Raw genomic sequence first — 24,281 nt, forward strand, 5'->3', positions numbered from 1 at the left:
AGCTTCACAGTGCCGATGGTACTGCTCGGGAGACTGAGTGGAAGAGTAGGTCGCTGCCAGGTTATAGAAAAAGGACTAATTCAAAAGAAAATTTTGAATTAGTCCTTTTGTGCTATCTAGATGAAGCAACTATTTGTTTAGGTTTTATAAGTAAACACGCCACCTTAAAAAATTTCCAACTAGTGACTATATTTTAAGAATTTGTTATAATTGTTGGAGATAGATTCCTGTAGAATAATGTAAAATAGTGAAGTTATTATTTCCGTAATTTAATAGACATAAAGTTTGGGGGAGATTATGGTGGAAAAGGTACTAAATAAAAATGCAGGTATTATTAAAGTAAAAGCAGGGAAGAACCCAAAAAATCTTTATTTACATCAAAATGAGGCTATTAAGGCCTTGAATCAAAGTATAAATAAAAGAGATAACTTTAAAGGTTTATTAGTTATACCTACTGGAGGAGGAAAAACTCTCACAGCGGTACAATGGGTGTTGAAAAATATAATAGATGAAGGGAAGAAGGTTTTGTGGATAGCCCACAGACATGAGCTTTTAAATCAGGCCCTAGACGCAGTAGTTAATAATTCCTACTCAGATATTATGAAAAATAGAAAGCAATTTTCCTTTAGAGTATTATCTGGTATGCATGATAGACCTGTAAATATAAAGGAAGAAGACGATTTTATAATTGCCAGTAAGGATAGTTTAAATCATGGTATCAATTATCTTATAAATAATTGGGTTGGAAAAAACTTAGATAACCTGTTCTTAGTAATAGATGAGGCACACCATTCTACTGCTAAGTCCTATAGAAAAATTATAGATAGATTGTCTGAAGAAAATAAAAACTGGTTTAAGCTTCTTGGCCTTACTGCTACCCCTTTTAGAACCTCCGAAAGTGAAAAGGGATTGCTTAAAACTGTTTTTGAAGACGATATTGTGTATGGTGTGGATTTAAAGACATTGATAAATAGAGAAATACTAGCAGATCCAGTTTTTATTGAGTTAAATACTAAAATTGATATGACTAATGATTTAACAGAAAGGGATATAAAAAGTATACAAGCTTTTGACAGCTTGCCAGAAGATATTGCAGAACAGATTGCTAGAAACAAGGACCGTAACAGTTTAATTGTAAATCACTACCTAGAGAATGAAGATAAATATGGTCAGACCTTAGTCTTTGCAGTTAATGTAGAGCATGCTATTGAGTTAAATGCACTATTTAATAAATACAAAATACCTTCTGATTTTGTGGTGTCTTCAATAAAGGACATGTACACAGGAGTTACCATATCTAATGAAGAAAATGCAGAAAAGCTTCAGAGATTTAGAAATGGGGAGTTAAAGGTATTGGTTAATGTAAATATACTTACGGAAGGTACAGATTTGCCAGGGGTTCAGACTGCCTTTTTAACAAGACCAACTACTTCTACCATATTAATGACCCAGATGATAGGCAGAGCATTAAGAGGGAAAAAGGCTGGAGGAACGGACAAGGCATACATCGTCAGCTTTATAGACAGCTGGAAGGACAAGATTTCTTGGGTTAACCCGCAGAGGCTCTATGACGGCATGGGCACTAATGAGCCAAATGAAAGAGAAAGAAAAGAGCAGGTAGCAAGGCTTATTGCCATAAGTAAAATAGAGGAATTTGCAAGAATTATGGATGAAACGGTAGATACAGCGGATATTGAGAACTTAGATTTTGCTGAAAGAGTTCCTGTTGGTGTTTATTCCTTTTCAATTCTCATTCCTTCAAAGGATGGTGAGCCAGACGAAAAGAACTGTGACATATTGGTTTATGATTGTTTAAAGCAGGCTTATGAAGATTTTATTAATGATCTAGACTATATCTTTGAGGAGAAGAAAGTAGAGGAAAAGGAATTTCTTGATGATTATGAATTAGACTACCTTTGCAACTTTGTAAAGAAGGAATACTTTGAAGGCTATGATAAAACCTTAGGATATAGAGATGAGGATATTAAGGATATACTTCGTTACTATGCTTTAAAGGAAACAAAGCCATCTATGCTTAAGCTTGAAGATAGGGAGAATTTCGATGTTTCTAAAATAGCTAAGTATATGTGGGACGAGGATATGGGAGCTAGAACTCAGCAGAAGTATATAGATGCACTTTGGACGGCGGAGGGTAGCTTCTGGAAATTATTCTTTGGCAGTAATAAAAAGTATTTTGTAAACGCTATTAACCTAGAACTTTATAAACTAAACAATGATGATGATGAATTAGAGAGAGAAAGGCCGGAAATAATAGAAGAACAGATTGAACTTTCTAAGTTAAGCTTGTCAGAGATTAGAAGGATAAATCCTGTTTATTGGAGGAAAATAGTTAACTCTGTTTATAATAGAAGCAGAGACAGTGAAGGCTACTACCACAGTGCTATAAGTGATTTCAAGAGTAATAAAAAAAGGGATTTTCAAATTGACCATATTAAGCCTATGTCTAAGGGAGGTTTAACAGAGTTAAGCAATTTACAGCTTTTAACCAGGGCCGAAAACATGATAAAGGGAGACCAATATCCTTTTTATGATGTGCTGGAGGAGACTGCTGTTGATAAAGAAGATACTAAGAAACAATTTGAAGCCTTTAAAAGCTTGGTGAAAGCAGTAAACCTAAAGCTAGTGGAAGAGGATAACATAGATAAATTCAAAAAGATTTTACTTAAGGCTCCTTTAGAAAGTGACATAAAGGTAGATTTACAAAAAATTAAATTAGACATAAAGGCAGTTTCTGAAACCTATTCTTCAGAGAGGTTTGAAGACATGGAGGAAATTTTATTTTATGGAGAAGAGGAAAGTACAGATGTTTTAGAGGTTAAGGGACAAAAGCACCAGATGTTCTTGGCAGTTGGTCCTTGGGGAACAGAGGGGAGATTTCCTAATTCACATATAACCTTAGGTACTACCTGCAGTAAGTTTGGGGAATTTTTCTCTCAAATTGAACTTTCTCACTGCTTAGAAGATGAAAAGAGAATATACATAGTAAAAAGTATATCTAAGCTGGCAGGACAGGGAGCTATTTCCCGTTTAAATAATGGACTTAAAAAGGACAAGGACGCTAAACACAGGAGAAGAGAGCTTCTAGTTGAAAGATTTGAGGGAGAGGTTTTGAGGTTTAATGGTGACGATTGGCTTTCTATCTGCAGCATAGATAAGGAACAATTAGAAGATGAGATGAATGGAGAGCTGCTGGTTAAGTTTTTAGATAGATTTCTAACTTATTCCCTGCTTATAGAAGAGATAATAATGGAAAAAGGGAAGTAATGACACTTTTAGTAAAAATAGATGCAAATTAGTTATATTGTTAACTGATATGTGGAATACAATGGATACTTTTCCTCCAATTATTAAGTTTAAGTAATAGTTATTCGCATATAATATTAATGCTTAAATAATTCATATATAAAAAGGAGGAAAACATTATGGCAAATAGAAATAGTAATAGAGTATTAGTACCAGAGGCAAAGGCAGGGTTAAATCAATTCAAAATGGAGTCCGCAAGGGAAGTTGGGGTAGATTTAAAAGAAGGCTATAATGGAGACCTAACTGCAAGAGAAGCAGGATCTATTGGAGGACAAATGGTTAAGAAGATGGTTGAGGCTTATGAAAGAAATCTTTAAAATGAAATTAGCCTATTAAAAAGTTTATATAAATAAGGAGCTGTTGTACTAAGAATAAATACTACGATATGTTGTATGTAAATTACTTAATGCAGCAGCTCCTTCTTTAGCTGCTTTAACTTAATGTTTACAATATAATTATTAATAAAAGTGTTGAAATGGAGAACTTAAAAATGGAGATTTTCAAATAAAGTTCATTATTAAAGAATGAGCAATATTCATTTCTCTTAGCTATTTTTCTGGAATAATAGTAAAGTGAATAGATAATAATACAAAACTGGTATAATAAAATATTATATGAAGACTTGCACAGTGTAGCAATAAACTACATCATAAGCATCAAACAACCTATTTACATTCTTCAACGAATAGAATACAATTAAATAAAAATGAACGGAGGTTCATTGATGCAGTATTTAAAAGAAGACGTTAAAGAAAAAATACTTCAATCAGGGTTAAAGGAATTCAAAGAAAAAGGATACTTAGATGCTTCTGTGAGAAACATTGCACAAAATGCAGGAGTTTCTGTTGGAAGTGTCTATAAATACTTTCAAAACAAAGAATGTCTATTTAATACAATAGTTGAGCCAGTATATGATAAGCTAATGAATTATGTACTGAATCTCGGGAAGGTAGACACAAGCTACCAAGACCCCATATGGGAGTTAACAAATATAAAAAATAAGATAATAGATATATTTAAGGATAACAGCACTGAACTTTTAATTTTAATGGATAAAAGTAAGGGAACTAAGTATCATGATATAAAAGAGGATTTAATATTACATGTACACGGTATTTTGAAAGATCAGCTTGTGCAGCAACTAAAAAGTAAGGGAATAATACTTAAGTACAAAGATATTACATACATACTTGCTGCTACTTTGGTGGATGGAGTTTGTATGATACTTAGAAACAATGATGATGGGATGAAAATAAGCTATCTTATTCAGCAGCTTATAAATATTTACTTTGATGACATTGAAAAAAGAATACTATAACCTAGATTTTCATGCTACCGGCATGAAAATATTTTTGCGCTAAAAATGAACAATTGTTCATTTAGATAAATTTCAGTTTTAGATAGGCATAAGATTTAGAAATATAATTAGTTACAATGTAGCAAGAGTCTAAGGAGGATCAGTAAATGAAAAAAATATTAAAGCTCCGCTGGGTGATTTTTATCCTGTGGATTACAGCAACTATTTTACTAACTATGTTCCAGCCGGATGTTAATGCAATACTAAGAATGAGGGGACAGGAAACTATAAGCAATGACAGTCCTTCTAGGGTGGCAGATTCCATATTGAAAAAGATGGGCACAGATAAAGGTAAAAGTGACATAATTGTTTTTTATGACAAAGATAAGATATCAGATAGTGAGATGAAGGAAATACAAGCTGGGGTTGATGTAATAAGGGCAAACAAAGATAAACTCGGCATAGATGACCTTCTAGATCCTTTTGGTAAGCCAGAAGCTAAAAGCTCCTTGGTATCTGAGGATGGTACCACACTTATGGTAACTTTTAAATTAGATAAAAAAGGTAGAGAAGCTTCTGACATTAAAAAAGAATTTGAAACAGAGCTTAAGAATATTAAAGTAGAGCACTACCTAACTGGGGAGGATTTTATTAATGATGATTATTTAAAAGCTACTCAAGCAGGAGTAGAAAAGAGTGCTGCAATCACAGTACTATTTATATTGGGAATATTGATGTTTATGTTCAGATCAATAATTACTCCTTTAATATCTCTAGCGGCAGTAGGGGTTTCCTACCTTTGTTCAATGGGAATTGCAGCACAGCTTATTGATAAGGCAGGCTTTCCTGTAACAAGTTTAACTCAAATGCTGCTTGTATTGATACTATTTGGTATAGGAACTGACTACAACATACTTTTGTTTAATAGGTTTAAAGAAGAACTTTCATACGGACATTCAGTAGATGATGCCATTGTAAACACTTATAAAACAGCAGGTAAGACAATAATTTTTAGCATAATTACAGTGTTTATTGCGTTCTTAAGTTTAAGTTTTGCTGAATTTGGAATATACCAATCAGGTAATGTAGTGGCTATAGGTTCGGCTATACTTCTCTTGGAGATATTAACCTTAACTCCGTTTATAATGAAGGTTTTAGGAAAGAAGCTTTTCTGGCCATCAAAAAGTGTGAGTGGACATAAGGATAGTAAGCTTTGGGAAAAGGTAACTTCTGTATCTGTAAAACATCCTGTATTATCTCTGCTGGTAATAATAACTCTAATAATACCAACATTTTTATTTAGCAATACAAACCTATCCTTTGATACATTAAAAGAGCTAGGAAATGCGTACCCTTCATCTAAAGGTTTTAACATAGCAGCAGAGCATTTTGGTAAAGGACAGGCATTGCCTACAACGGTAGTAATAGAAAATGACAAAGCTATGGACAACAACGATTCTCTAGCAGCCATTGATCAAATAACTGAGAGAGTAAAGAGCCTTAATGGAGTTAAAAAGGTTTTAACCATAACTCAGCCAATAGGTGAACAAATAAATGATTTTTATATAAGTGATCAAACAAAAACTGTAGTAGGAGGAATTTCCGCCACGAAAGATGGTGTCAATAAGATTCACGATGGGCTAAACCAAATGAATAATAGTTTATCAGCTCCTGATTTTTCAAGTGTAAATGATCTGGTTAAAGGAACAGGAGAGCTTCAAAAAAGTTTAGGCAGCATCACTGATGGGCTGCAAAAGATAGATAATGGTATAAGTCAAGGGGATAGTGGCGCTTACAGCATAAGCGAAGGAATTGGCAAGCTGAGGGATGGGTTAGAGGCTGTAAGCAAAAACACAAATAGTATAGCAGGTGGCTTAACTCAGCTTCAAGGAGGATATGCTAAGCTTGGAGAGGGGTATAAAGGTATTGAACAAAGCATATCAGGAATACAACAAGGCTTAACAGGAATGAGCCAGCTGGTGAATTCACTGGAAGACACCGCTGTAAATCCAGATTTGGCAAACCTAATTGTAAATGATCCAAGATACGATAACCTAAAGAGTAGTGTAAATCAGCTCTCAAGTGGGATAACGCAGCTTAAGGGAGGACTTCAGCAGTTAAATACAAATTACACTGAGCTTACAAATTCCTTCGCTCAAGCAAATGATGGCCTGAAAAAGATAGGGGCTGCACAAGCTCAAATGGTTACTGGTCTTGACGAATTGCAGAAGGGAGCTGCATCTTTAGCGGAAGGACTTAAACAGGGAAGTGCAGGGCAAAAATTAATTATTGAAAATATGTCTAAGGTATCATCTGGTGTTGGCAAGATCAAGGGTGGACAACAGATGTTAAATAGCGGTTTGGAAGAACTATCTGGAGGTATGGGTAAGCTGAAGGATGGCATAGGCAAGAGCGGAAACGGATTAGGAGATGTTTCTGAAGGCCTTGATAAGACAAATAATTTCCTATCCCAGCTTAATAGCAATAAAACCTTTTTTATACCTAAGGAAGCATTAACAAGTAATGACTTTAAAAAGGTTATGGACAACTACATGTCCGGTGATAGAAAGATAACAAAGATGATGATCATATTAAAAGATGACCCATATTCAGTATCTGCTGTAAAAACAGTACAGGAGATAAATGATACTGTATCAAGTGGATTAAAGGGAACAGTTATTTCTAAAGCTAAATTCGGAACATCTGGACCTAGTTCAACAACAAATGATATGAATAATGTGCTTACCAGGGATTTAAACAGGACAACAGTAATAGTGCTTGTAGGTATATTTATAGTGCTGCTTGCTGTGATAAGGTCTTTCTGGACTCCTGTATATATAATAGGGTCACTTATGGCAGCATACTATTCGGCTATGGCAGTAACGAATTTTGCTGTATCTAATATATTAAAGCTTGATGGAATTTCTTCCTTTGTGCCTTTCTTTGCCTTCATAATAATTGTTGCGTTAGGTGTAGATTACAGTATATTTATAATGATGAGGTTTAAGGAATATACAGAACTTTCACCTAGGGAGGCGATTGTTCTAGCATCGAAGAATATAGGTGGTGTAGTAATGTCAGCAGCAATTATATTAGGAGGAACCTTTGCTACCTTAATGCCGTCAGGGCTATATCTACTGATTGAACTAGCAATAGCGGTTATAACAGGGTTGGTAGTACTATGCTTTGTATTACTACCGATATTCCTACCTGCACTGATATCTTTAACTGAACTTATTTCAAATAAGCTTTCTAGAAAGAAAGTTAATCTAGATTTAGAAACTGAAGTTTCATAAAGTTGTCGATATCTTCTCTAAGCTAAAGTTAGGAAGCTGGAAGAGTATATATTTCTGTGAATTTGATGAATCAAGAAATAGGAAGTTCTATGTAAAAATAATTTAAAAGCCAATGCTTAGCAACTAAGCATTGGCTTAAAATTTCTAAAAATAATCTCAAAAATACCGGTACTATAACTTTGACAACTTTATCATAGTATTACGTAATTTTACTTCCTTACAGGAATCCAAAGTTCACATCTATAATCAGGGGAGGACATATCTCCTATAGGAAATACATCAATATCCGGTGCACAATCATGCTGATATCCAGTAGAAGGCATCCACTCTGAATATATTCTTCTAAGAAGCTCATGTAAAGATTCAGGAACTGGACCTACTGATTCAAATACAGCCCAGGTTGCAGCAGGGATGGTTGCGGAAATATATCCTTTCGGAAGGGGATCCTTTATTTCCTCAACTGCTATCATATAATTAAATTCATCTGTAAATTTATCAAAGTCCTTAGATACACCTAGAACACCAAGCTTGCCTGCCTTTGATGTAAGCCAATCATAGGAACCATCAGCCATACAATCGTACCAAAACTTAGGCACTTGTTTAAAGTTCTCTTCTCCGGACATTGTCATTCTTTTCTGCTTACCTACTACTTTAAAACTTCCTTTTTCAACAATCTTATAATTCATATCTTTATCTCCTTTTATTGAAATATGAAAGGACAGCTTAGGATATGCCTTGAGACTTGCTCCCTGCTCTCGAGCTGCAGTAGGGCTTATTCCATGCAGTTTTTTAAAAGCCTTTGTAAAGGACTCTGGTGTTTCATAGCCATACTTATAGGCTACATTAATTATTTTTTCACCGGACAAAATATCCTGTGTAGCCAGTGTAAGTCTTCGTCTCCTTATATATTCTGCTACTGTAACACCGGTTATCATATGATACATACGCTGAAAGTGAAAAGGAGACGATAAGGCAATTTTTGATACCTTTTCAATATCAAATTTTTCATTAATGTTATCCTCTATATATTCAACTGCATTGTTCATTGCTTTAAGCCAATCCATAAAGCCACTCCTCTCTACATCTATAATAAATCTTTTACAGTTAGTTAGCCTGTCTTTAAATGCTATCTGATGACAGCTTTAAATAAGTATTGATGTTTACTAGTTCTATTATTTTAATAATATTTTACCATATAGAAGCAAGGATAGAAGTTTTTACTACGATTATAATAAAAAATATACGAAAAAAGGACAATGTTTTACTATAAAAATCCTGTCCCTTTTTGATTTTTTGGTGATTTTTAAAACAAATAATAACATAGGTATTATGGAATAGAATTGTAAACTAATTATAAAAAATAACAATGAACTTGTCTTAATATGGAGAAAAGTAATTTACTAAAAATCTCAACAAATTTGGCAAAAAAGGAGTATGTATTATGTGAAAAGAATTAAAAACATATATTCTTTGATGTAGTTTTTACCAAAGGCATAGAGAAGAGGAAAACGTTTATCGCCTTTAGTCATTAGTAAAGTGATTAGTTTATCTTTGCACAGTTTAGCACTTTCAGAATATCAAAATTAAACTAATTTAAATCTGGTTTTAAGGTATATTTTTCAACCAGAATGAATGCTGCTATAAATATTTCATAGATGATCAGCGTGTATAACAAATTCCAACCATTCTTCATAATCAATATACCCATCCTTGCAAGTATACTTTGAACTGTAATAGAAATAATAAAGGGCAGCATCTTCCAATACCATTTTTTAAGTATACAAGTGAATAATACTAAAAGGATAGATTCAATTAAATGATAGAAAAATATAATTACGATACTGGACAGGTATAAATCAACAAATAATCTATTTACTAAACTTATTTGGTAATGTTGTTTCTCCAACAGCAATAAAATTGGGCTGGGGATATGTATAATTATCATCGCCACAAAGTAGAATGTTATGGATCTTATTAATCCATAGCGCTTTTTATTCATTTCCGAAAACCATTTGCTGTAAAATGATAGAATGCCAACAACTGTAATAATCGTCATGTAGTATCTCCACCAATGATGCACATATAGTCCTTGTTTCACAAACAAATACTCTATAAAGGTGAAAAAAGCTGCAACAAAGAAAATCCAGCCATACCGAAAAGAAAATGCTACCATCACAGTTGCTGTTGCTGGATAAAGTGTAGTATTAAGTAATAAATGCCCTAACAGGTTTTGAGCCCAAGGGTTTGAAAACACACCAGTTTTGTAAGCATAGGAATTAAATAAGCCAAGCACCAAAAATTCACCAATCCATGCAAGACTTCCTGAGAATAAATAAAAAACCAAAAGCGTGGAAACTTTATATTTGTTCCTTTTTATATATATGGCATAGGCAGCAATACTTACACCAAGAACGGCTAAACAAATATACCAAAATATATTTTTCATAGGACACCTCTAAAACATTAATTATATGTATAGTAATCTTTATTGTTTACTTTTAAGTGGTGTGATATTCAACAAAAGGCTATAGTCCCTTTAAATAGGACTTTCTTTGGTCGTTATGAATAGTCTTATGGTACAGGTGTGCTGATACATTGATTAATTTAAAAGGTATGTTATTATTTGTAATAAGATGAATTTTTAACTAAGGAAAATGATGGGAGAGGACATCAAGTGAATTCTGCTGCTTACCAGTAAAATCTGTGATATATAGATAATATTAACTAATCTTAGCCCAAGTAGGATATAATAAATTATAGACTAAATACATTATATGCAGTCTATGTATAAATTAAGTAAAATAAATAGGTATATAGTAATATGTACTAGATATTTTAAGGAGGTAGTTACTTATGAAGGAAGTGGAAATTAAAACTAGTTCGGGGATTAGCATATTCTTTATTAATTTACTATTATTTATTTTAGCAGCTGCCCTATTTATTATAGGTATTAATGCAGGAAACAATGGGTCTACAAAACTATCTGTAATATTAATTATTATTGCCGTCATCAGCTTTGTAATATGGATACTGATGTTTCCGGGTTTTTTCATTCTTCAACCTAATGAAGGAGCTGCACTTGTCCTTATGGGAGCATACAAGGGAACAGTTAAACAATCAGGTTGGCATTGGGCAAACCCATTTTATACTAAAAGGAAGGTTTCTCTACGGTCTAGAAATCTTAATGGTGAAAGGTTGAAGGTTAATGATGAAATGGGTAATCCCATTGAAATTGCCACTGTTGTTGTTTGGAAGGTTAATAATACTGTGGAAGCATTGTTTAATGTTGAAAATTACTCAGAATTTGTAAAAGTACAAAGCGAGTCTGCCTTAAGGCACCTAGCTGGCATGTACCCTTATGATATAACTGATGATACAAAACAAATTTCTCTTAGAGGAAGTGCAGATGAAGTTTCAGAAGCACTAAAAAATGAGCTTCAGGAAAGGGTTGGAAAAGCAGGAGTGATTGTTGAAGAAGCAAGGCTTAGCCATCTTGCCTATGCCCCAGAAATTGCCGCATCGATGCTTCAAAGGCAGCAGGCAGCTGCTATAATTGCAGCACGCCAGAAGATCGTTGAAGGAGCAGTGGGGATGGTTGAAATGGCTATTAATAAATTAGGTGAAAATAAAGTAGTAGATTTAGACGACGAAAGAAAAGCAGCTATGGTAAGCAACTTAATGGTTGTGCTTTGTGGTGAAAGGTCTACCCAGCCTGTTGTTAACACTGGAACACCTCATAATTAGAGGCTGCATAATAGTAATATAACTGCCCTAGTAGTGATAAAGTATAAATTGAAAACATAAATTGCTAATTCAGGAGTTGAATATGTAATTGATCATATAACAGCAAGCCAATGCTTAACGTAAAAAGCATTGGCTTGAAATCTCTAAAGATAACCTTCAAAATACTGACACCTATCTTTCGATAGGTGGGTACCCCCAGAACTTAACACAGTTGAAGCGAACAGCTGCTTGGACTTTAACCCTAGTATATGATATAATACCACTTAACCCCACAAAGAAAGATTTTGTATTTAATAATTTTAAAAATAAAACAGAAGAGGAAGATAAAAACATGACAATGGAATTGGAGAAATACTATAATAAGTTTTGTGAGGATAAGAGATTAACGAGAAAATATGGACAAGTTGAATATATAACTTCTATGAAATATATTCATGAGTATTTAGGGAATAATAAGAACGCAAAAATCTTAGATGTTGGTGCAGGGACAGGCAAATATTCTGTACAGTTAGCAAATGAAGGATATGATGTTACTGCAATTGAACTTGTGAAACATAATCTAGGTATATTAAAGTCAAAAGGAAGTACAGCAAAAGCCTTTTAGGGAACAGCATTAGATTTATCAAGATTTTCAGAAAATACTTTTGACATCACCTTAGTGTTTGGACCAATGTATCATTTATATACATTGGAGGATAAGGTAAAAGCCCTTCAAGAGGCAAAAAGGGTAACCAAGCCTAGTGGTGTTATCTTAGTAGCATATTGTATGAACGAATATAGTGTGTTAACCTATGGGTTTAAGGAAAATAATATTCGTGACTGTATTGACAATGGGAAACTTACTGATGATTTTCATGTTATATCAGAACCAAAAGATTTATATGATTATGTAAGAATTGAAGATATTAATAAATTAAATGAAGAAGCAGGACTTAAGAGAATAAAAATAATTGCAGCGGATGGACCAGCTAATTATATGAGACAAGTTATAAATGTTATGGATGAAGAGACATTTCAAGCTTTTCTTAATTATCACTTTTCCACCTGTGAAAGACCAGATTTGCTTGGAGCAAGTGCACATACATTAGACATTTTGATAAAGGAATCAAGTGAGGAAGATGCAGTAATTGAGCCTAAAGAAGTGGAATTACTTGATTGAAAATAATAAATCACATGAGGATTGAACCTTATGTGATTTTTTGCTACAACTCTCAAAAATGGTAAAAAAGAAAATTATTACAGGTAGAAAAAGGATGTAATATTAAAACATGTAGTATAATTAAAGCAGAGGAGTTTAGCTAGGCAAGACACAGCAATCACTATTTTAAAGTTAAAATATGAAACCATAAAACAATATTAATTATTAGTGAAAGGAATTGTTAGACATGAAATTACTCATACATGATTTAGAAACTAAGGATTTTGAAAAATTATATCCTAATTCATTAGATGAGACAATGGTTATTTCTAATGACGGTACTATACATCACTGCATAGGATGCTTTGGATGCTGGGTGAAGACACCTGCAGCCTGTGTAATAGGTGATAAATACGGAGATATGGGAAAATATCTATCAAAATGTAAAGAGGTAACTATTATAAGCAGATGTTGTTACGGTGGATTTAGTCCATTTGTAAAAAATGTGTTAGACAGAAGTATTTCCTACGTACACCCTTACTTTATAACAAGGAACGGAGAGATGCATCACCGTAGACGATACGAAAATCATTTTGATATGAGGGTATGGTTTTATGGTGAAAATATAATGGAAAGAGAAAAGCAAACTGCTAAAAGGTTGGTAAAAGCAAATTCTATCAATTTAGATTGTAATGTTTGTGGTATTACATTTGTTAACAGTATTGAGGAAATGGAGGGGCAGATTCTATGAAGATAGCTCTTATAAATGGAAGCCCAAAAATGAAAGACAGTGCGTCTAACTGTATCTTACATGAATTGAAGGCTTTTTTGGAGAAGAATAGTAATATAATTACTGAATATTACTTTAGAAAGCCGCAGTTGAGTAAAGAAGAGATGGAGGAACTAATAGAGTATGATATTTTAGTATTTGCATTTCCTCTATATGTGGACGGAATTCCATCTCATCTGTTAAATTGCCTTATTCAATTAGAAGGGTATTTTGCAAACATAAAGGAAAAAGAAATTATGGTTTATTCCTTGGTTAACTGTGGGTTTTATGAAGGTCATCATAATGAATTAGCAATTGAAATGATGGAAAATTGGTGTGCAAAAGCAGGACTTAGGTGGGGACAGGGGATTGGTATTGGAGCAGGCGGAATGCTTCCAGCTTTAAATAATATTCCAATTGGCCATGGGCCTAAGAAAAACCTAGAAAAGGTATTGAAACAACTTGCAGATAACATAGTTAAATGTGCTTCAGAAGAGAATATATTTACTACAGCAAACTTTCCAAGAGTATTGTATAAACTTGCCGCAGAAATGGGATGGCGACGATCAATTAAAGCAAATGGTTTAAAGAGAAAAGATCTATTTTTAAGAAAATAGGAAGGTTTCAAGTGCTTAAGAAGATTTATGAAATAAAAAGTAGATGTAAAAAACCTATGCTTAAAGATTATTAAAGCATAGGTTTTGCACTGCGTAAATAATTAAGCTTAGAAGAAAATTTCAAATAAATCTTATTATGATTATAAATATTTACTGCCTTCTTTTACACTTAGGGGATGTAAAGTATTATTATCAATAAAACTTTTCACCCATTCCTTGTTTGTTTTGGAGAATTCCCTTAGTATCCAGCCAATAGCTTTATTGATAAAAAATTCTTTAGTATCTTTGTTTTCAAGAATAATCTTTTCTAAAAGCTTAGTATCTGTTTTTTCCTTATATTTAAGCTGAAAAAGAAGAGATGTACGTCTTAACCATATATTGTCACTGATACACCATTTCATAATATATTCTTCAATTAAATAGGGATATTTACTACAAAGTTCCCCTACTACCTTTGGTGCTAGAATATCCGCAGCATCCCACCAGGACTTAGTAACAATAAGCTTTTCTATTTTTTCAATTTCAGTATCTAACATATAATCTTTCATTGCTACTAGGTAGTCAGCAGCGAGATATTGAAATTCACGCTCTGGCAAAGCCCAGCATTTAAATACAAAATCCCAGTCAATTTCCTTTTTCTTTTTAGCTTCCTTTATAAAAGCTTTTTGTAACTCATTTCGTTTAGGTCTTTTCAACCCAAGAAAAGGGAATTGGTTTTTCATATATGCAGACATAGGTAAAGCATTTTCCTCTGATTTATTTCTATAAAAAATCTCAATAATATCAACTTGATTCATGGCGATTTTAGGTTAAAATTTAACTACTCTAGGAGCAGTTGTAAATGAAGAGATTGTAGCTACTACATCTTTTAGGTACAATACTTGAGTGTTGTCATCTGTTGCAGAATACATTGATTGTAAACTAGGATAACTGTCAAGCATACTTTGTTTTGCTTCTATACGGTCATCTTCAACGGCTACTGCCTGAACACGAATCCACTGACCATCATACATACCACAAATTTCAATCTTAGGATTTTTCATCATTTGCTTGGAAACATCTTTAGACTTTCCTGTCTGAATATATAATTTGCCTTCAAATATGTTAACTGTTCCAAAAGGACGTACTCTTGGTTGATCACCATCCATTGTTGCCAGATAGTAAGTCTCACATTTCTTTAAAAATTCATAAACCTCTTCCATTAGTAATACCTCCAATACTTTAATACTTACATTTTTAGTACTTATAGTAGAATTATACCACTAAGACTGCTAAATACAAGTGATGTATGCAAGTAAAAAATAGCCCAATGGGCACATTTTACAGGACTTGCTATATATTGTAGTTTGAAAAGGTTCCCAAATTTATCACCTACATGTAAATATCTATAATATTAAAACGATATAATATATAATTAAATAAACTATAGTAATTTATTATTATAGAACAAAATTTATATTTTATATTGGATACATATGAATGTTAGTATTGAATTAGTTTAAACTATATGAAAAATTAATATAAGATATAGAGCATCAAGTAGTGGAATTTTTATCTTTATTTTAAATAAAAAATTAAAATATTGAAAGAAGATGAATGAATTGATTAAAAAACCAGCATATTTTATAGTTGCAATTATGGTGTTTTTAACATTGGTGGGATGTAAAAAAATTAAAATAGAAAGCGATAATACAAGCATAAAAGTGGATAAGGCATTGGAACAAGTTAAAGGAATGACTCTGGATGAAAAGATAGGTCAGATGGTAATTGCAGGTGTGGATGGTTATATAAATGACGAGCATTCAAGTGAGCTAATTACAAAATATCATGTTGGTGGGTTCATACTGCTTGGTAAGAATGTAGAAAATACCAATCAGGTCCTGAGCTTGCTTAACTCTTTAAAGAAAATCAGCGTAGAATCTGGGAGTAAAATACCATTATTTCTGGGAGTTGATCAGGAGGGTGGAAGGGTAGACAGAATGCCTCCTGAATTTGAGAAACTTCCTACCAATAAGGCTATAGGTCAAATAAACAATAGTGCATTTTCATATTCTATGGGGAAATTACTTGGGCAGGAGGTGAAAGCCTTCGGATACAATATTGATTTTGCTCCGGTTTTGGATATAAATAGCAACCCTAAAAATCCTGTAATAGGTGACAGATCCTTTGGCCCTACTTCAGATATTGTAACAAAACTTGGAATTGAGACCATGAAAGGAATTCGCTCTGAAAATATTATACCTGCAGTAAAACATTTTCCAGGTCACGGGGATACTTCGGTAGATTCTCATACAGGGCTTCCAGTAGTTAACAACGACTTAACTAGATTAAAGAACTTTGAACTAGTTCCCTTTGCGGAGGCAATAAAGAATAATGTTGATATTATAATGGTTGCCCATATTCTTTTTCCTAAAATAGATCCAAAGTACCCTTCATCTATGTCAAAAACCATAATAACTGATGTTTTAAGAAATAGTATGAAATACGATGGAATTGTAATAACCGATGACATGACTATGGGAGCAATAGCAAATAATTACAACATAGGGGAGGCTGCGGTGACATCTGTTAACGCGGGAAGTGATATTATCTTGGTATGCCATGATTTTAATAAAGAGACCCAAGTAATCAATGCATTAAAGGCGGCAGTTCAAAATGGCACTTTGACTCAGGAAACAGTTGATAATAGTGTATACAAAATATTGAAACTAAAGCAGAAATACAATATATCTGATAAAAACATTCCAACCTTGGATGTAAATAGCATAAATAATTCAATTAAGGAGGGGATTAAATGAAAGTTGTAAAGTACATTAGGAGCATTTTCGCTGGGATTTACGCAAGTCTTAAAAGGTTTCCAATAACTATATTGTTTTCAGCTTCTGTAGCTGCCATGCTTATAGTAATATCGGAAACTACTCCGCGAGAGGATATTTTAGGAAGAATAGCTATGATTCTTGGACTGGGGATTCCTATTTCACTATGTATAAAGCTTTTCTTTGAGAAAAGAGATGAAAAAAATATCTACAAGTTTGCAGCAGGTTATATAAGTGGTTCTTTATTCCTGATTTTATATTACTTTTTATTCTTAAAGAACATGACCATGGTTCCTGTTACAAGGTATGTTGGGGTAAGTCTTATACTATATCTAGCTTTTCTTTTTATACCATACTTTATAAAAAAAGAACAATTTGAACTGTACGTTATAACTGTATTTACAGGGTTTTTTATTACTATAATTTATTCAGTTGTATTACAGGGTGGACTTTCCGCAATTTTGTTTACAATAGATAAACTTCTTGGAATAAAAATTTTAGGTAAAGTTTATTATTATACATGGCTGCTTGTAATTTTTTTATTTGCAGTATCCTATTTCCTTTCAGGAATACCACTTAAAACTGGAGAATTAAATCTAAAATCTTATCCGAAGCTGTTAAGAATACTACTTTTATACATTGTAATGCCACTTTTGACTATATATACAATAATACTATATATATTTTTTGGAAAGATAATAGTAACAATGCAGTGGCCTGTAGGATTAGTTTCACATCTGGTTTTATGGTATTCAGTTATTGTTACTATAGTACTATTCTTTATTACACCTATAAAAGATGAGAATATATGGCAAAATAAGTTTTTTAAATTTTCTCCTAAAATAATCTTACCTCTTATAATAATGATGTTTATTTCCATCGGTATAAGAATAAATGCCTATGGGGTAACAGAAAAGAGATATTTTGTTGTTATCTTAGCTTTGTGGGTATTTTGTATAATGCTATACTTCTCCTTTGCTAAAAAGTTGAGGAATATAGTAATTCCTATTACTCTTTCTATTGTTACTTTGATTTCTATATTTGGTCCTGTTAGTAGTTACTCTATTTCAAAGATGAGTCAGAATAATAGGTTTGAAAAAATTCTTGTAAAAGATAATATGATCAAGGATGGAAAGATACAAAGTTCTCTTGATATATCTCAAGAAGATAAAGCTCAGATAAGCAGTATACTTGATTATTTTAACAGGAATCACAGCTTAAAAGATGTTAAATATCTTCCAGAAAACTTTAAGTTAGAAGATATGAAAAAGGTATTTGGATTTGAATATGTTGTTCCAAACTATCTAGGTCCTGAAGGATTCTTTAACTTTATGAGAGATCCATCGGAAAGGGTTGTAGATATAAAAGGATATGATTATCTATTTGACATGAGGACTCTTAATGGAGAGGGTACTGTATCAAATGCTCCTTTAACTGCAAATTATAATTATGAAACTGCCGTTGTAAAAATAAATTATCATGGAACTGAAGTATATACTAAAGATTTAAACTCTTTTGCAAGGAACCTTTTCCATAAACAAAGTGCAGCTTTAAATAAAAACTTTATATCACCAGAGGACATGACATTTGTAGAAGAAAACGATAAAGTAAGTGTTAAATTTATTCTCTTAAACGTAGCAGGTAGTAAAAATCCATCAAGTGGAGAGTTGAATACTAATGGAATTGAATTCTATATTCTTGTAAAAATCAAGTAGCATGGCATTTCTTCAGAGATTTCACATTTAAATTCCAGTAAAAATAAAATTTTTACTGGAATTTAGATGCAAATCTCTGTATATTAATTAAAGTAGTTTGCTTTATATAATAAAAGATGATATACTTAGTAAGTAACTTAAATAAATAGTATTAATTTAAACACGAATATATTTCAATGAGTACTTATAAAATAGTATAATGATATCGAAATTTTATTAGTGAATTATTACAAAGAATTTAAGAATAATAAAGTTTCGGAGGTACACATTATATGAATGGTACAGTTAAATGGTTTAACGCAGAAAAAGGATTTGGATTTATTACAGGAGAAGATGGAGTTGATGTTTTTGCACATTTTTCTCAAATAAATTCAGATGGTTTTAAATCACTTGAAGAAGGTCAAAAAGTTTCTTATGACGTAGTTAAGGGACCAAAAGGACCTCAAGCAGAAAATATTACAGTTATTTAATTAATGAATATTTTACCCCTTAAATAGATAACTATTTAAGGGGTTTTTAGTTGTTAAAAATTAAAAACACCAATTTAAAAGGAGAACAAATGTTATTTGAAAATTTAAACTTAATTAAGCCTATTCAGAGGGCTTTAAAAGCTGAAGGATACACAAAACCTACACCTATACAACAGAAATCTATTTTACCAATTCTAGAAGGTAAGGATTTTCTTGGATGTGCACAGACAGGTACTGGAAAAACAGCAGCTTTTGCTATTCCAGTATTGCAAAATCTTTTTAATGATAAAATAACCTCTGAGAAAGGAAAGCGATATATTAGAGCATTAATATTAGCTCCTACTAGAGAATTAGCTATTCAGATTGAAGAAAACTTCACAGCCTATGGAAAATATATGGATCTTAAAAATACAGTTATTTTTGGCGGTGTATCACAAAGTTCTCAGGTAAGGGCGCTAAAGTCTGGAGTGGATATTTTAATTGCAACGCCAGGCAGACTACTTGATTTAGTACAACAAAAATACATTGATCTACACCATATAAAATATCTTGTCCTTGATGAAGCAGATCGTATGCTTGACATGGGGATGGTCCATGATGTTAAACGAATAATAGCAGAGGTGCCGAAGGTTAGGCAAACTATGCTGTTTTCTGCAACCATGCCAAGGGAAATTACTAAGTTAGTAGACTCTATTCTTATAGATCCAGTAAGAGTAGAAGTAACACCAGTTTCATCCACTATTGATACTATTCAGCAAGGAGTATACTTTGTACAAAAGAAAAATAAGAAGTCTCTGCTTATTGATTTGCTAAAAGATAAATCTATTGTCTCTGCTTTAGTATTTTCACGAACAAAACATGGGGCAAATATGATTACTAGATATCTTGACAAGGCGGGAATAAATGCACAGGCTATTCATGGAAATAAGTCTCAGTCTGCAAGACAACTTGCCTTAAATAATTTTAAGGAAGGAAAAACAAGGGTATTAGTAGCAACAGATATAGCTGCAAGAGGGATTGACGTAGAGGGATTATCCTATGTAATTAACTATGACTTACCTAACATACCAGAAACCTATGTTCACAGAATTGGACGTACTGGAAGGGCAGGGCTTAAAGGAATTGCAGTTTCCTTTTGTGATGAGGAAGAAAAGGAATACCTTAGCGATATTCAAAAGCTTATAAGAAAAGTCATACCAATAATTGAAGATCATAAATATCCAGTAGAAATTACAGAACCAGTAGTAAATATGACTAAACCTAAAAGGGATTCTAACAAAAAGAGTAATTCTAACAGTAATTCTAACAGGCGTAAAAGTGTAGCTAAAAGTAATGGTTTTAAAAAATAAAGAAGCTTTGAAGCATTAGATAGTATTATACTTCTCGGTAAATATTAGTAAGGGTACAGTAATAGGATTTACTGTACCTTTTTTTTGTACATTATTCTATTATAGACTGCACTCTACCAATACTGCCATCTTGCAATCTTACTTTAATTCCTCTAGGATGAAATTTAGAATTTGTTAGTATATCTTTTACAATACCCCTTGTTAGCTTACCTGTAGGTTGATCTTTCTTAAGTACTATGTCAACAACTCTTCCAGTATAAATATTTTCTCTATTTTGTCCGTTCATATTTTTTATCTCCTTAATTTTGCTTGTGCAATATTGTATATTTTGTTACTCGTAGATTATAGCATTATTTTTAAACTAAGTGAAATTTATTAAACTATGAAGCAAATAAAGGTAGCAAAGAAAGATTTTAAGATGCCTTATAAAATGTAGAGGGAAAGGTAAAGAAAATTGGCATTTTTACATGACATTACCAAGATGTGATAAAATAGTAATATATTATGATGTTATAAAAAGGCTGGAATAGGCAGGAGGCATATTAGCAATGATAAAAGAAGGAATTTACGAGCAGCTTATATACGAAGATCTTAAAAATAAGTTGAAGGAATTAGATTTAGATAAGTATCTTATGCAAAAAGAGACCATAGATGTAGAAGAAGCTAAAACTATATTGACAAGTTACATATCCTCAGTGGTTAAAAAGTGTCTAAGGTTTATAAGGGAAAATAACAAACAAAATGATAAGGAAGCCCTGCTTTCACAAATAAAGGCCTGCAATGAGCTTATCAAAAGCTTAAGTAAGGTGGCAGATGAAAAAAATATTGAAGGTCTAAAGATTGATGAAGAAGGGGAAATGCTTACAGCCTTATATTCAAAAATAAACAATATCAAAGCTGTAAAAGAAACAAAGGCAGTAAGACCTGTAACCCCACTTTCCCAAAGCTCACTTTTCACTGGCTCAAAGCAGGAGCCTAACATGATGAGTGAGTTGAAGAAGGAAATACTATGCTGTGATTCTATAGATATGTTAGTGTCCTTTATTAAATGGAGCGGTTTAAGATGTATAATTGAGGAGCTTAGGGAGTTTACAGAACAGGAAAACCATAAACTAAGAATTATCACCACTTCCTATATGGGAGCCACTGATTATAAGGCCATAGAAGAACTTAGTAAGCTGAAAAATACAGAAATAAAGGTATCCTATGATACTGATAGAACAAGGCTTCACGCAAAGGCTTATCTTTTCAAGAGAGAAACAGGCTTTACTACAGCTTATATAGGCTCTTCTAATTTATCTAGTGCAGCTCTTACTTCTGGTTTAGAATGGAATATAAAAGTTACTGAAAAGGATTCCTTTGATATAATTAAAAAGTTTGAAGCTACCTTTGAAAGCTACTGGAATGATGATGAGTTTACTATATTTAATGGAAGCCTAGAAGAAGATAAAAAAAGACTTAGAACTTCTCTTAAGAAGGAAGGCAACATTGGTGGTATTACTGACACTATATTTAGCTTAGATATACATCCCTACTACTATCAGAAGGAAATATTAGAAAAATTAAAAGCTGAAAGAATACTATTTGGTAGAAATAAAAATCTTATAGTAGCTGCTACAGGAGTTGGAAAAACAGTTATTGCAGCTTTTGACTATAAAGACTTTACAAAAGAGAATAAAAAAGATAAAAACAGACTTTTGTTTATAGCTCATAGAGAAGAAATATTGAAACAGGCCAGGGATACTTTTAGGGCTATACTAAAGGATAACAACTTTGGAGATCTATATGTAGGTGGTAACATACCTGAGTCCATAGATCATTTATTTATGAGCATTCAAAGTTTTAATTCCTCAAAGCTTTATGAGAAGACTACTGCTGATTTTTATGACTTTATTATTGTAGATGAGTTTCATCATGCTGAAGCACCATCCTATGGAAAACTTCTAGATTATTATAAACCAAAGATATTACTAGGTTTAACTGCTACTCCAGAAAGAATGGATGGTAAAAATGTTTTAGAACGGTTTGACGATAGAATAGCAGCGGAAATGAGATTGCCAGAAGCTATAGATAAAAAGCTCTTAAGTCCTTTTCAATATTTTGCAATATCAGATAACATAGATTTATCAAAATTAGAATGGACTAGAGGAGGCTATGACAAACAGGAACTTGAGAAGGTATATACAAGCAATGACCTTAGAGTAAATGGAATAATAAGCAGTTTATATAAATATGTTACGGATATGGATGAAGTTATTGGACTTGGTTTCTGTGTAGGTGTAGAGCATGCTAAATATATGGCAGATAAATTTACTAACAGCGGTATACCTTCAATTACAGTACTTGGAGAAAGTAATAGTGAGGAAAGAAACAATGCTAAAAGAAGACTTATAAATGGTGAAGTAAAATTTATATTTACAGTAGACCTATATAATGAAGGTGTAGATATACCAGAAATAAATACTGTATTGTTTTTGAGACCAACAGAAAGTTTAACAGTGTTCCTACAACAATTAGGAAGAGGCCTTAGACTATGTGAAGGGAAAGAATGTCTTACAGTGCTTGACTTTGTAGGTCAGGCTCATAGGAATTATGATTTTGAGCAAAAATTCAAAGTACTTATTGGAAAGTCAAAGCATTCAGTGGAGTATAACATAAATAATGGATTTTTAAATTTGCCTAAAGGCTGTTACATACATCTAGAAAAGCAAGCTAAGGAATATATATTAAGAAATATTAAAGCTGCGAAGCTAACAAAAGCTAGTATTATAAGTAAATTAAAATATTTTAAAGAAGATACAGGTAAAAAGTTAACCCTGGGTAATTTTTTAGAGCATTATAACTATACCCTTATTGATGTTTACGGCAAAAATGGGGATAGAAGTTTTACTAGAATGAAGGTTGAAGCAGGTCTAATAGAGGATTATAGAAATAAAGATGAAGAAGTTCTTACAAAGAGAATTAAAAACCTGTTTCATATTAATTCAAGAAAGCTTATAGAATTTGCAGTGAAGACGTTAACATCAAAACCTAAACTAAAAAGCAGTAATTTAAATGAAGAAGAAAAGCTTATGCTAGGTATGTTATATTACAGTTTTTATTTAGATGCACCAGAAAAACTAGGTTTTAAGTCTTTCGCAGATGCTTTATATAATCTTTATGTTCATAATAAGGAAATGATAGAAGAAGCTCTAGAAATCATTCAATATAACTATTTACATATTGACTTTGTAGATAAAAATGTTGACCTAGGATTACCTAGTCCTCTAGATTTACACTGTACTTACTCTATAAATCAAATTATGGCTGCGCTAGGTTACTTTAATGAAGATAAAAAACCATCCTTTAGAGAAGGCGTAAAGTATTTTAAGGAAATGAAGCTAGATGCCTTTTTCATAACCTTAAATAAATCAGAAAAGGATTACTCACCTTCTACTCTCTATGAGGACTATGCTATAAATGAAAAGCTATTTCACTGGCAAAGTCAAAGCAGGACTTCTGTAGAAAGTGAAACTGGTCAAAGGTATATTAGTCACTTGAAGACAGGCAACAAGATAATCTTGTTTGTAAGGGAGAATAAAAAGAAGGACGGATTAACAGCACCTTATACTTATCTTGGAGAGGCAGAATATGTAAGTCACAGCGGTAATACACCTATTAGCTTTGTGTGGAGAATGAAGGAAGAGATGCCAGCGGGGATGATGGGAGCGGCTAATAAGGGAGTAGTTTAGGAGAAGGATATGAAA

Annotated in this window: 19 protein-coding genes and 1 pseudogene; 15 read left to right on the forward strand and 5 right to left on the reverse strand. The window is 32.6% G+C overall.

Annotated elements, in window-relative coordinates; genetic code table 11:
• The 6 genes from N4T77_RS14675 to N4T77_RS20300 all read left to right on the forward strand — a co-directional run.
• Window positions 1-197, forward strand: a 197-nt coding sequence (locus N4T77_RS14675; RefSeq protein ID WP_261672584.1) for a hypothetical protein, incomplete at its 5' end; no start/stop codon positions are given.
• Window positions 198-297: 100 nt separating this feature from the next.
• Window positions 298-3,285, forward strand: coding sequence for a DEAD/DEAH box helicase family protein (locus N4T77_RS14680; RefSeq protein WP_261672585.1), 2,988 nt, complete (start codon window positions 298-300; stop codon window positions 3,283-3,285).
• 158 nt (window positions 3,286-3,443) lie between these two features.
• Window positions 3,444-3,641, forward strand: a complete 198-nt coding sequence (locus N4T77_RS14685) for an alpha/beta-type small acid-soluble spore protein (RefSeq protein ID WP_261672586.1) — start codon at window positions 3,444-3,446, stop codon at window positions 3,639-3,641.
• Window positions 3,642-4,048: 407 nt separating this feature from the next.
• Complete coding sequence (locus N4T77_RS14690; RefSeq protein WP_261672587.1) at window positions 4,049-4,642, forward strand: TetR/AcrR family transcriptional regulator; 594 nt, start codon at window positions 4,049-4,051, stop codon at window positions 4,640-4,642.
• A gap of 146 nt (window positions 4,643-4,788) precedes the next feature.
• Entirely contained in the window at window positions 4,789-7,917 is a 3,129-nt protein-coding gene (locus N4T77_RS14695) for an MMPL family transporter (protein ID WP_261672588.1), read from the forward strand.
• Between the two features lie 10 nt (window positions 7,918-7,927).
• Complete coding sequence (locus N4T77_RS20300) at window positions 7,928-8,023, forward strand: YjbQ family protein (protein ID WP_396125142.1); 96 nt, start codon at window positions 7,928-7,930, stop codon at window positions 8,021-8,023.
• A gap of 103 nt (window positions 8,024-8,126) precedes the next feature.
• Here N4T77_RS20300 and N4T77_RS14705 read toward each other — a convergent pair whose 3' ends face one another.
• Window positions 8,127-8,981, reverse strand: coding sequence for an AraC family transcriptional regulator (locus tag N4T77_RS14705; protein WP_261672589.1), 855 nt, complete (start codon window positions 8,979-8,981; stop codon window positions 8,127-8,129).
• Between the two features lie 524 nt (window positions 8,982-9,505).
• Window positions 9,506-10,363 (reverse strand): hypothetical protein, encoded by an 858-nt coding sequence (locus N4T77_RS14710; protein WP_261672590.1) that lies wholly within the window; start codon window positions 10,361-10,363, stop codon window positions 9,506-9,508.
• A 407-nt stretch (window positions 10,364-10,770) separates the two neighbouring features.
• Here N4T77_RS14710 and N4T77_RS14715 point away from each other — a divergent pair, with 407 nt between their 5' ends.
• The 4 genes and pseudogenes from N4T77_RS14715 (at window position 10,771) to N4T77_RS14730 (ending at window position 14,185) form a co-directional block, all read left to right on the forward strand.
• The gene (locus tag N4T77_RS14715; RefSeq protein WP_261672591.1) at window positions 10,771-11,661 is read left to right on the forward strand and encodes an SPFH domain-containing protein; all 891 of its coding nucleotides are present in this window, start codon (window positions 10,771-10,773) and stop codon (window positions 11,659-11,661) included.
• Window positions 11,662-11,992: 331 nt separating this feature from the next.
• A pseudogene (locus N4T77_RS14720) lies at window positions 11,993-12,820 on the forward strand (class I SAM-dependent methyltransferase).
• A gap of 226 nt (window positions 12,821-13,046) precedes the next feature.
• Window positions 13,047-13,550: a flavodoxin family protein gene (locus N4T77_RS14725; RefSeq protein WP_261672592.1), complete on the forward strand. Its 504-nt coding sequence runs from the start codon at window positions 13,047-13,049 to the stop codon at window positions 13,548-13,550.
• Window positions 13,547-14,185, forward strand: a complete 639-nt coding sequence (locus N4T77_RS14730; RefSeq protein ID WP_261672593.1) for an NAD(P)H-dependent oxidoreductase — start codon at window positions 13,547-13,549, stop codon at window positions 14,183-14,185. The genes N4T77_RS14725 and N4T77_RS14730 overlap by 4 nt, the downstream gene beginning before the upstream one ends.
• A gap of 140 nt (window positions 14,186-14,325) precedes the next feature.
• Here the strand turns inward: N4T77_RS14730 and N4T77_RS14735 are convergent, their stop codons facing one another.
• On the reverse strand, window positions 14,326-14,982 hold the full coding sequence (locus tag N4T77_RS14735; RefSeq protein ID WP_261672594.1) for a DNA alkylation repair protein: 657 nt from the start codon (window positions 14,980-14,982) through the stop codon (window positions 14,326-14,328).
• A gap of 12 nt (window positions 14,983-14,994) precedes the next feature.
• On the reverse strand, window positions 14,995-15,387 hold the full coding sequence (locus tag N4T77_RS14740) for a pyridoxamine 5'-phosphate oxidase family protein (RefSeq protein ID WP_261672595.1): 393 nt from the start codon (window positions 15,385-15,387) through the stop codon (window positions 14,995-14,997).
• A 390-nt stretch (window positions 15,388-15,777) separates the two neighbouring features.
• Between N4T77_RS14740 and nagZ the strand changes: the two genes are divergently transcribed.
• From nagZ to N4T77_RS14760, 4 genes are all read left to right on the forward strand, one after another.
• Complete coding sequence (nagZ, locus tag N4T77_RS14745; RefSeq protein ID WP_261672596.1) at window positions 15,778-16,983, forward strand: beta-N-acetylhexosaminidase; 1,206 nt, start codon at window positions 15,778-15,780, stop codon at window positions 16,981-16,983.
• Window positions 16,980-18,716 carry a DUF4153 domain-containing protein gene (locus N4T77_RS14750; RefSeq protein ID WP_261672597.1) on the forward strand — a complete coding sequence of 579 codons (1,737 nt, stop codon included), beginning with the start codon at window positions 16,980-16,982 and terminating at the stop codon, window positions 18,714-18,716. The genes nagZ and N4T77_RS14750 overlap by 4 nt, the downstream gene beginning before the upstream one ends.
• Before the next feature lie 272 nt (window positions 18,717-18,988).
• A complete protein-coding gene (locus N4T77_RS14755) occupies window positions 18,989-19,186 on the forward strand; it encodes a cold shock domain-containing protein (protein WP_261672598.1) in 198 nt (65 codons plus the stop codon).
• Window positions 19,187-19,275: 89 nt separating this feature from the next.
• Window positions 19,276-20,535 carry a DEAD/DEAH box helicase gene (locus N4T77_RS14760; RefSeq protein WP_261672675.1) on the forward strand — a complete coding sequence of 420 codons (1,260 nt, stop codon included), beginning with the start codon at window positions 19,276-19,278 and terminating at the stop codon, window positions 20,533-20,535.
• 91 nt (window positions 20,536-20,626) lie between these two features.
• Here N4T77_RS14760 and N4T77_RS14765 read toward each other — a convergent pair whose 3' ends face one another.
• A complete protein-coding gene (locus tag N4T77_RS14765; protein ID WP_261672599.1) occupies window positions 20,627-20,821 on the reverse strand; it encodes a YwbE family protein in 195 nt (64 codons plus the stop codon).
• 262 nt (window positions 20,822-21,083) lie between these two features.
• Between N4T77_RS14765 and N4T77_RS14770 the strand changes: the two genes are divergently transcribed.
• Window positions 21,084-24,266 (forward strand): DUF3427 domain-containing protein, encoded by a 3,183-nt coding sequence (locus N4T77_RS14770; protein WP_261672600.1) that lies wholly within the window; start codon window positions 21,084-21,086, stop codon window positions 24,264-24,266.
• Window positions 24,267-24,281: the final 15 nt, after the last annotated feature.

Source organism: Clostridium sp. CX1, assembly GCF_025398335.1.
GTDB lineage: Bacteria > Bacillota > Clostridia > Clostridiales > Clostridiaceae > Clostridium_AM > Clostridium_AM tanneri.

Excerpts from the sequence above, each read along its gene's own strand:
- N4T77_RS14710 (WP_261672590.1), bottom strand. The coding sequence starts at position 10,363 with ATGAAAAATATATTTTGGTATATTTGTTTAGCCGTTCTTGGTGTAAGT.
- N4T77_RS14695 (WP_261672588.1), top strand. The coding sequence starts at position 4,789 with ATGAAAAAAATATTAAAGCTCCGCTGGGTGATTTTTATCCTGTGGATT.
- N4T77_RS14735 (WP_261672594.1), bottom strand. The coding sequence starts at position 14,982 with ATGAATCAAGTTGATATTATTGAGATTTTTTATAGAAATAAATCAGAG.
- N4T77_RS14755 (WP_261672598.1), top strand. The coding sequence starts at position 18,989 with ATGAATGGTACAGTTAAATGGTTTAACGCAGAAAAAGGATTTGGATTT.
- N4T77_RS14730 (WP_261672593.1), top strand. The coding sequence starts at position 13,547 with ATGAAGATAGCTCTTATAAATGGAAGCCCAAAAATGAAAGACAGTGCG.
- N4T77_RS14685 (WP_261672586.1), top strand. The coding sequence starts at position 3,444 with ATGGCAAATAGAAATAGTAATAGAGTATTAGTACCAGAGGCAAAGGCA.
- N4T77_RS14750 (WP_261672597.1), top strand. The coding sequence starts at position 16,980 with ATGAAAGTTGTAAAGTACATTAGGAGCATTTTCGCTGGGATTTACGCA.
- N4T77_RS14740 (WP_261672595.1), bottom strand. The coding sequence starts at position 15,387 with ATGGAAGAGGTTTATGAATTTTTAAAGAAATGTGAGACTTACTATCTG.
- N4T77_RS14715 (WP_261672591.1), top strand. The coding sequence starts at position 10,771 with ATGAAGGAAGTGGAAATTAAAACTAGTTCGGGGATTAGCATATTCTTT.
- N4T77_RS14680 (WP_261672585.1), top strand. The coding sequence starts at position 298 with ATGGTGGAAAAGGTACTAAATAAAAATGCAGGTATTATTAAAGTAAAA.
- N4T77_RS14770 (WP_261672600.1), top strand. The coding sequence starts at position 21,084 with ATGATAAAAGAAGGAATTTACGAGCAGCTTATATACGAAGATCTTAAA.
- N4T77_RS14725 (WP_261672592.1), top strand. The coding sequence starts at position 13,047 with ATGAAATTACTCATACATGATTTAGAAACTAAGGATTTTGAAAAATTA.
- nagZ (WP_261672596.1), top strand. The coding sequence starts at position 15,778 with ATGAATGAATTGATTAAAAAACCAGCATATTTTATAGTTGCAATTATG.
- N4T77_RS14760 (WP_261672675.1), top strand. The coding sequence starts at position 19,276 with ATGTTATTTGAAAATTTAAACTTAATTAAGCCTATTCAGAGGGCTTTA.
- N4T77_RS14690 (WP_261672587.1), top strand. The coding sequence starts at position 4,049 with ATGCAGTATTTAAAAGAAGACGTTAAAGAAAAAATACTTCAATCAGGG.
- N4T77_RS14765 (WP_261672599.1), bottom strand. The coding sequence starts at position 20,821 with ATGAACGGACAAAATAGAGAAAATATTTATACTGGAAGAGTTGTTGAC.
- N4T77_RS14705 (WP_261672589.1), bottom strand. The coding sequence starts at position 8,981 with ATGGATTGGCTTAAAGCAATGAACAATGCAGTTGAATATATAGAGGAT.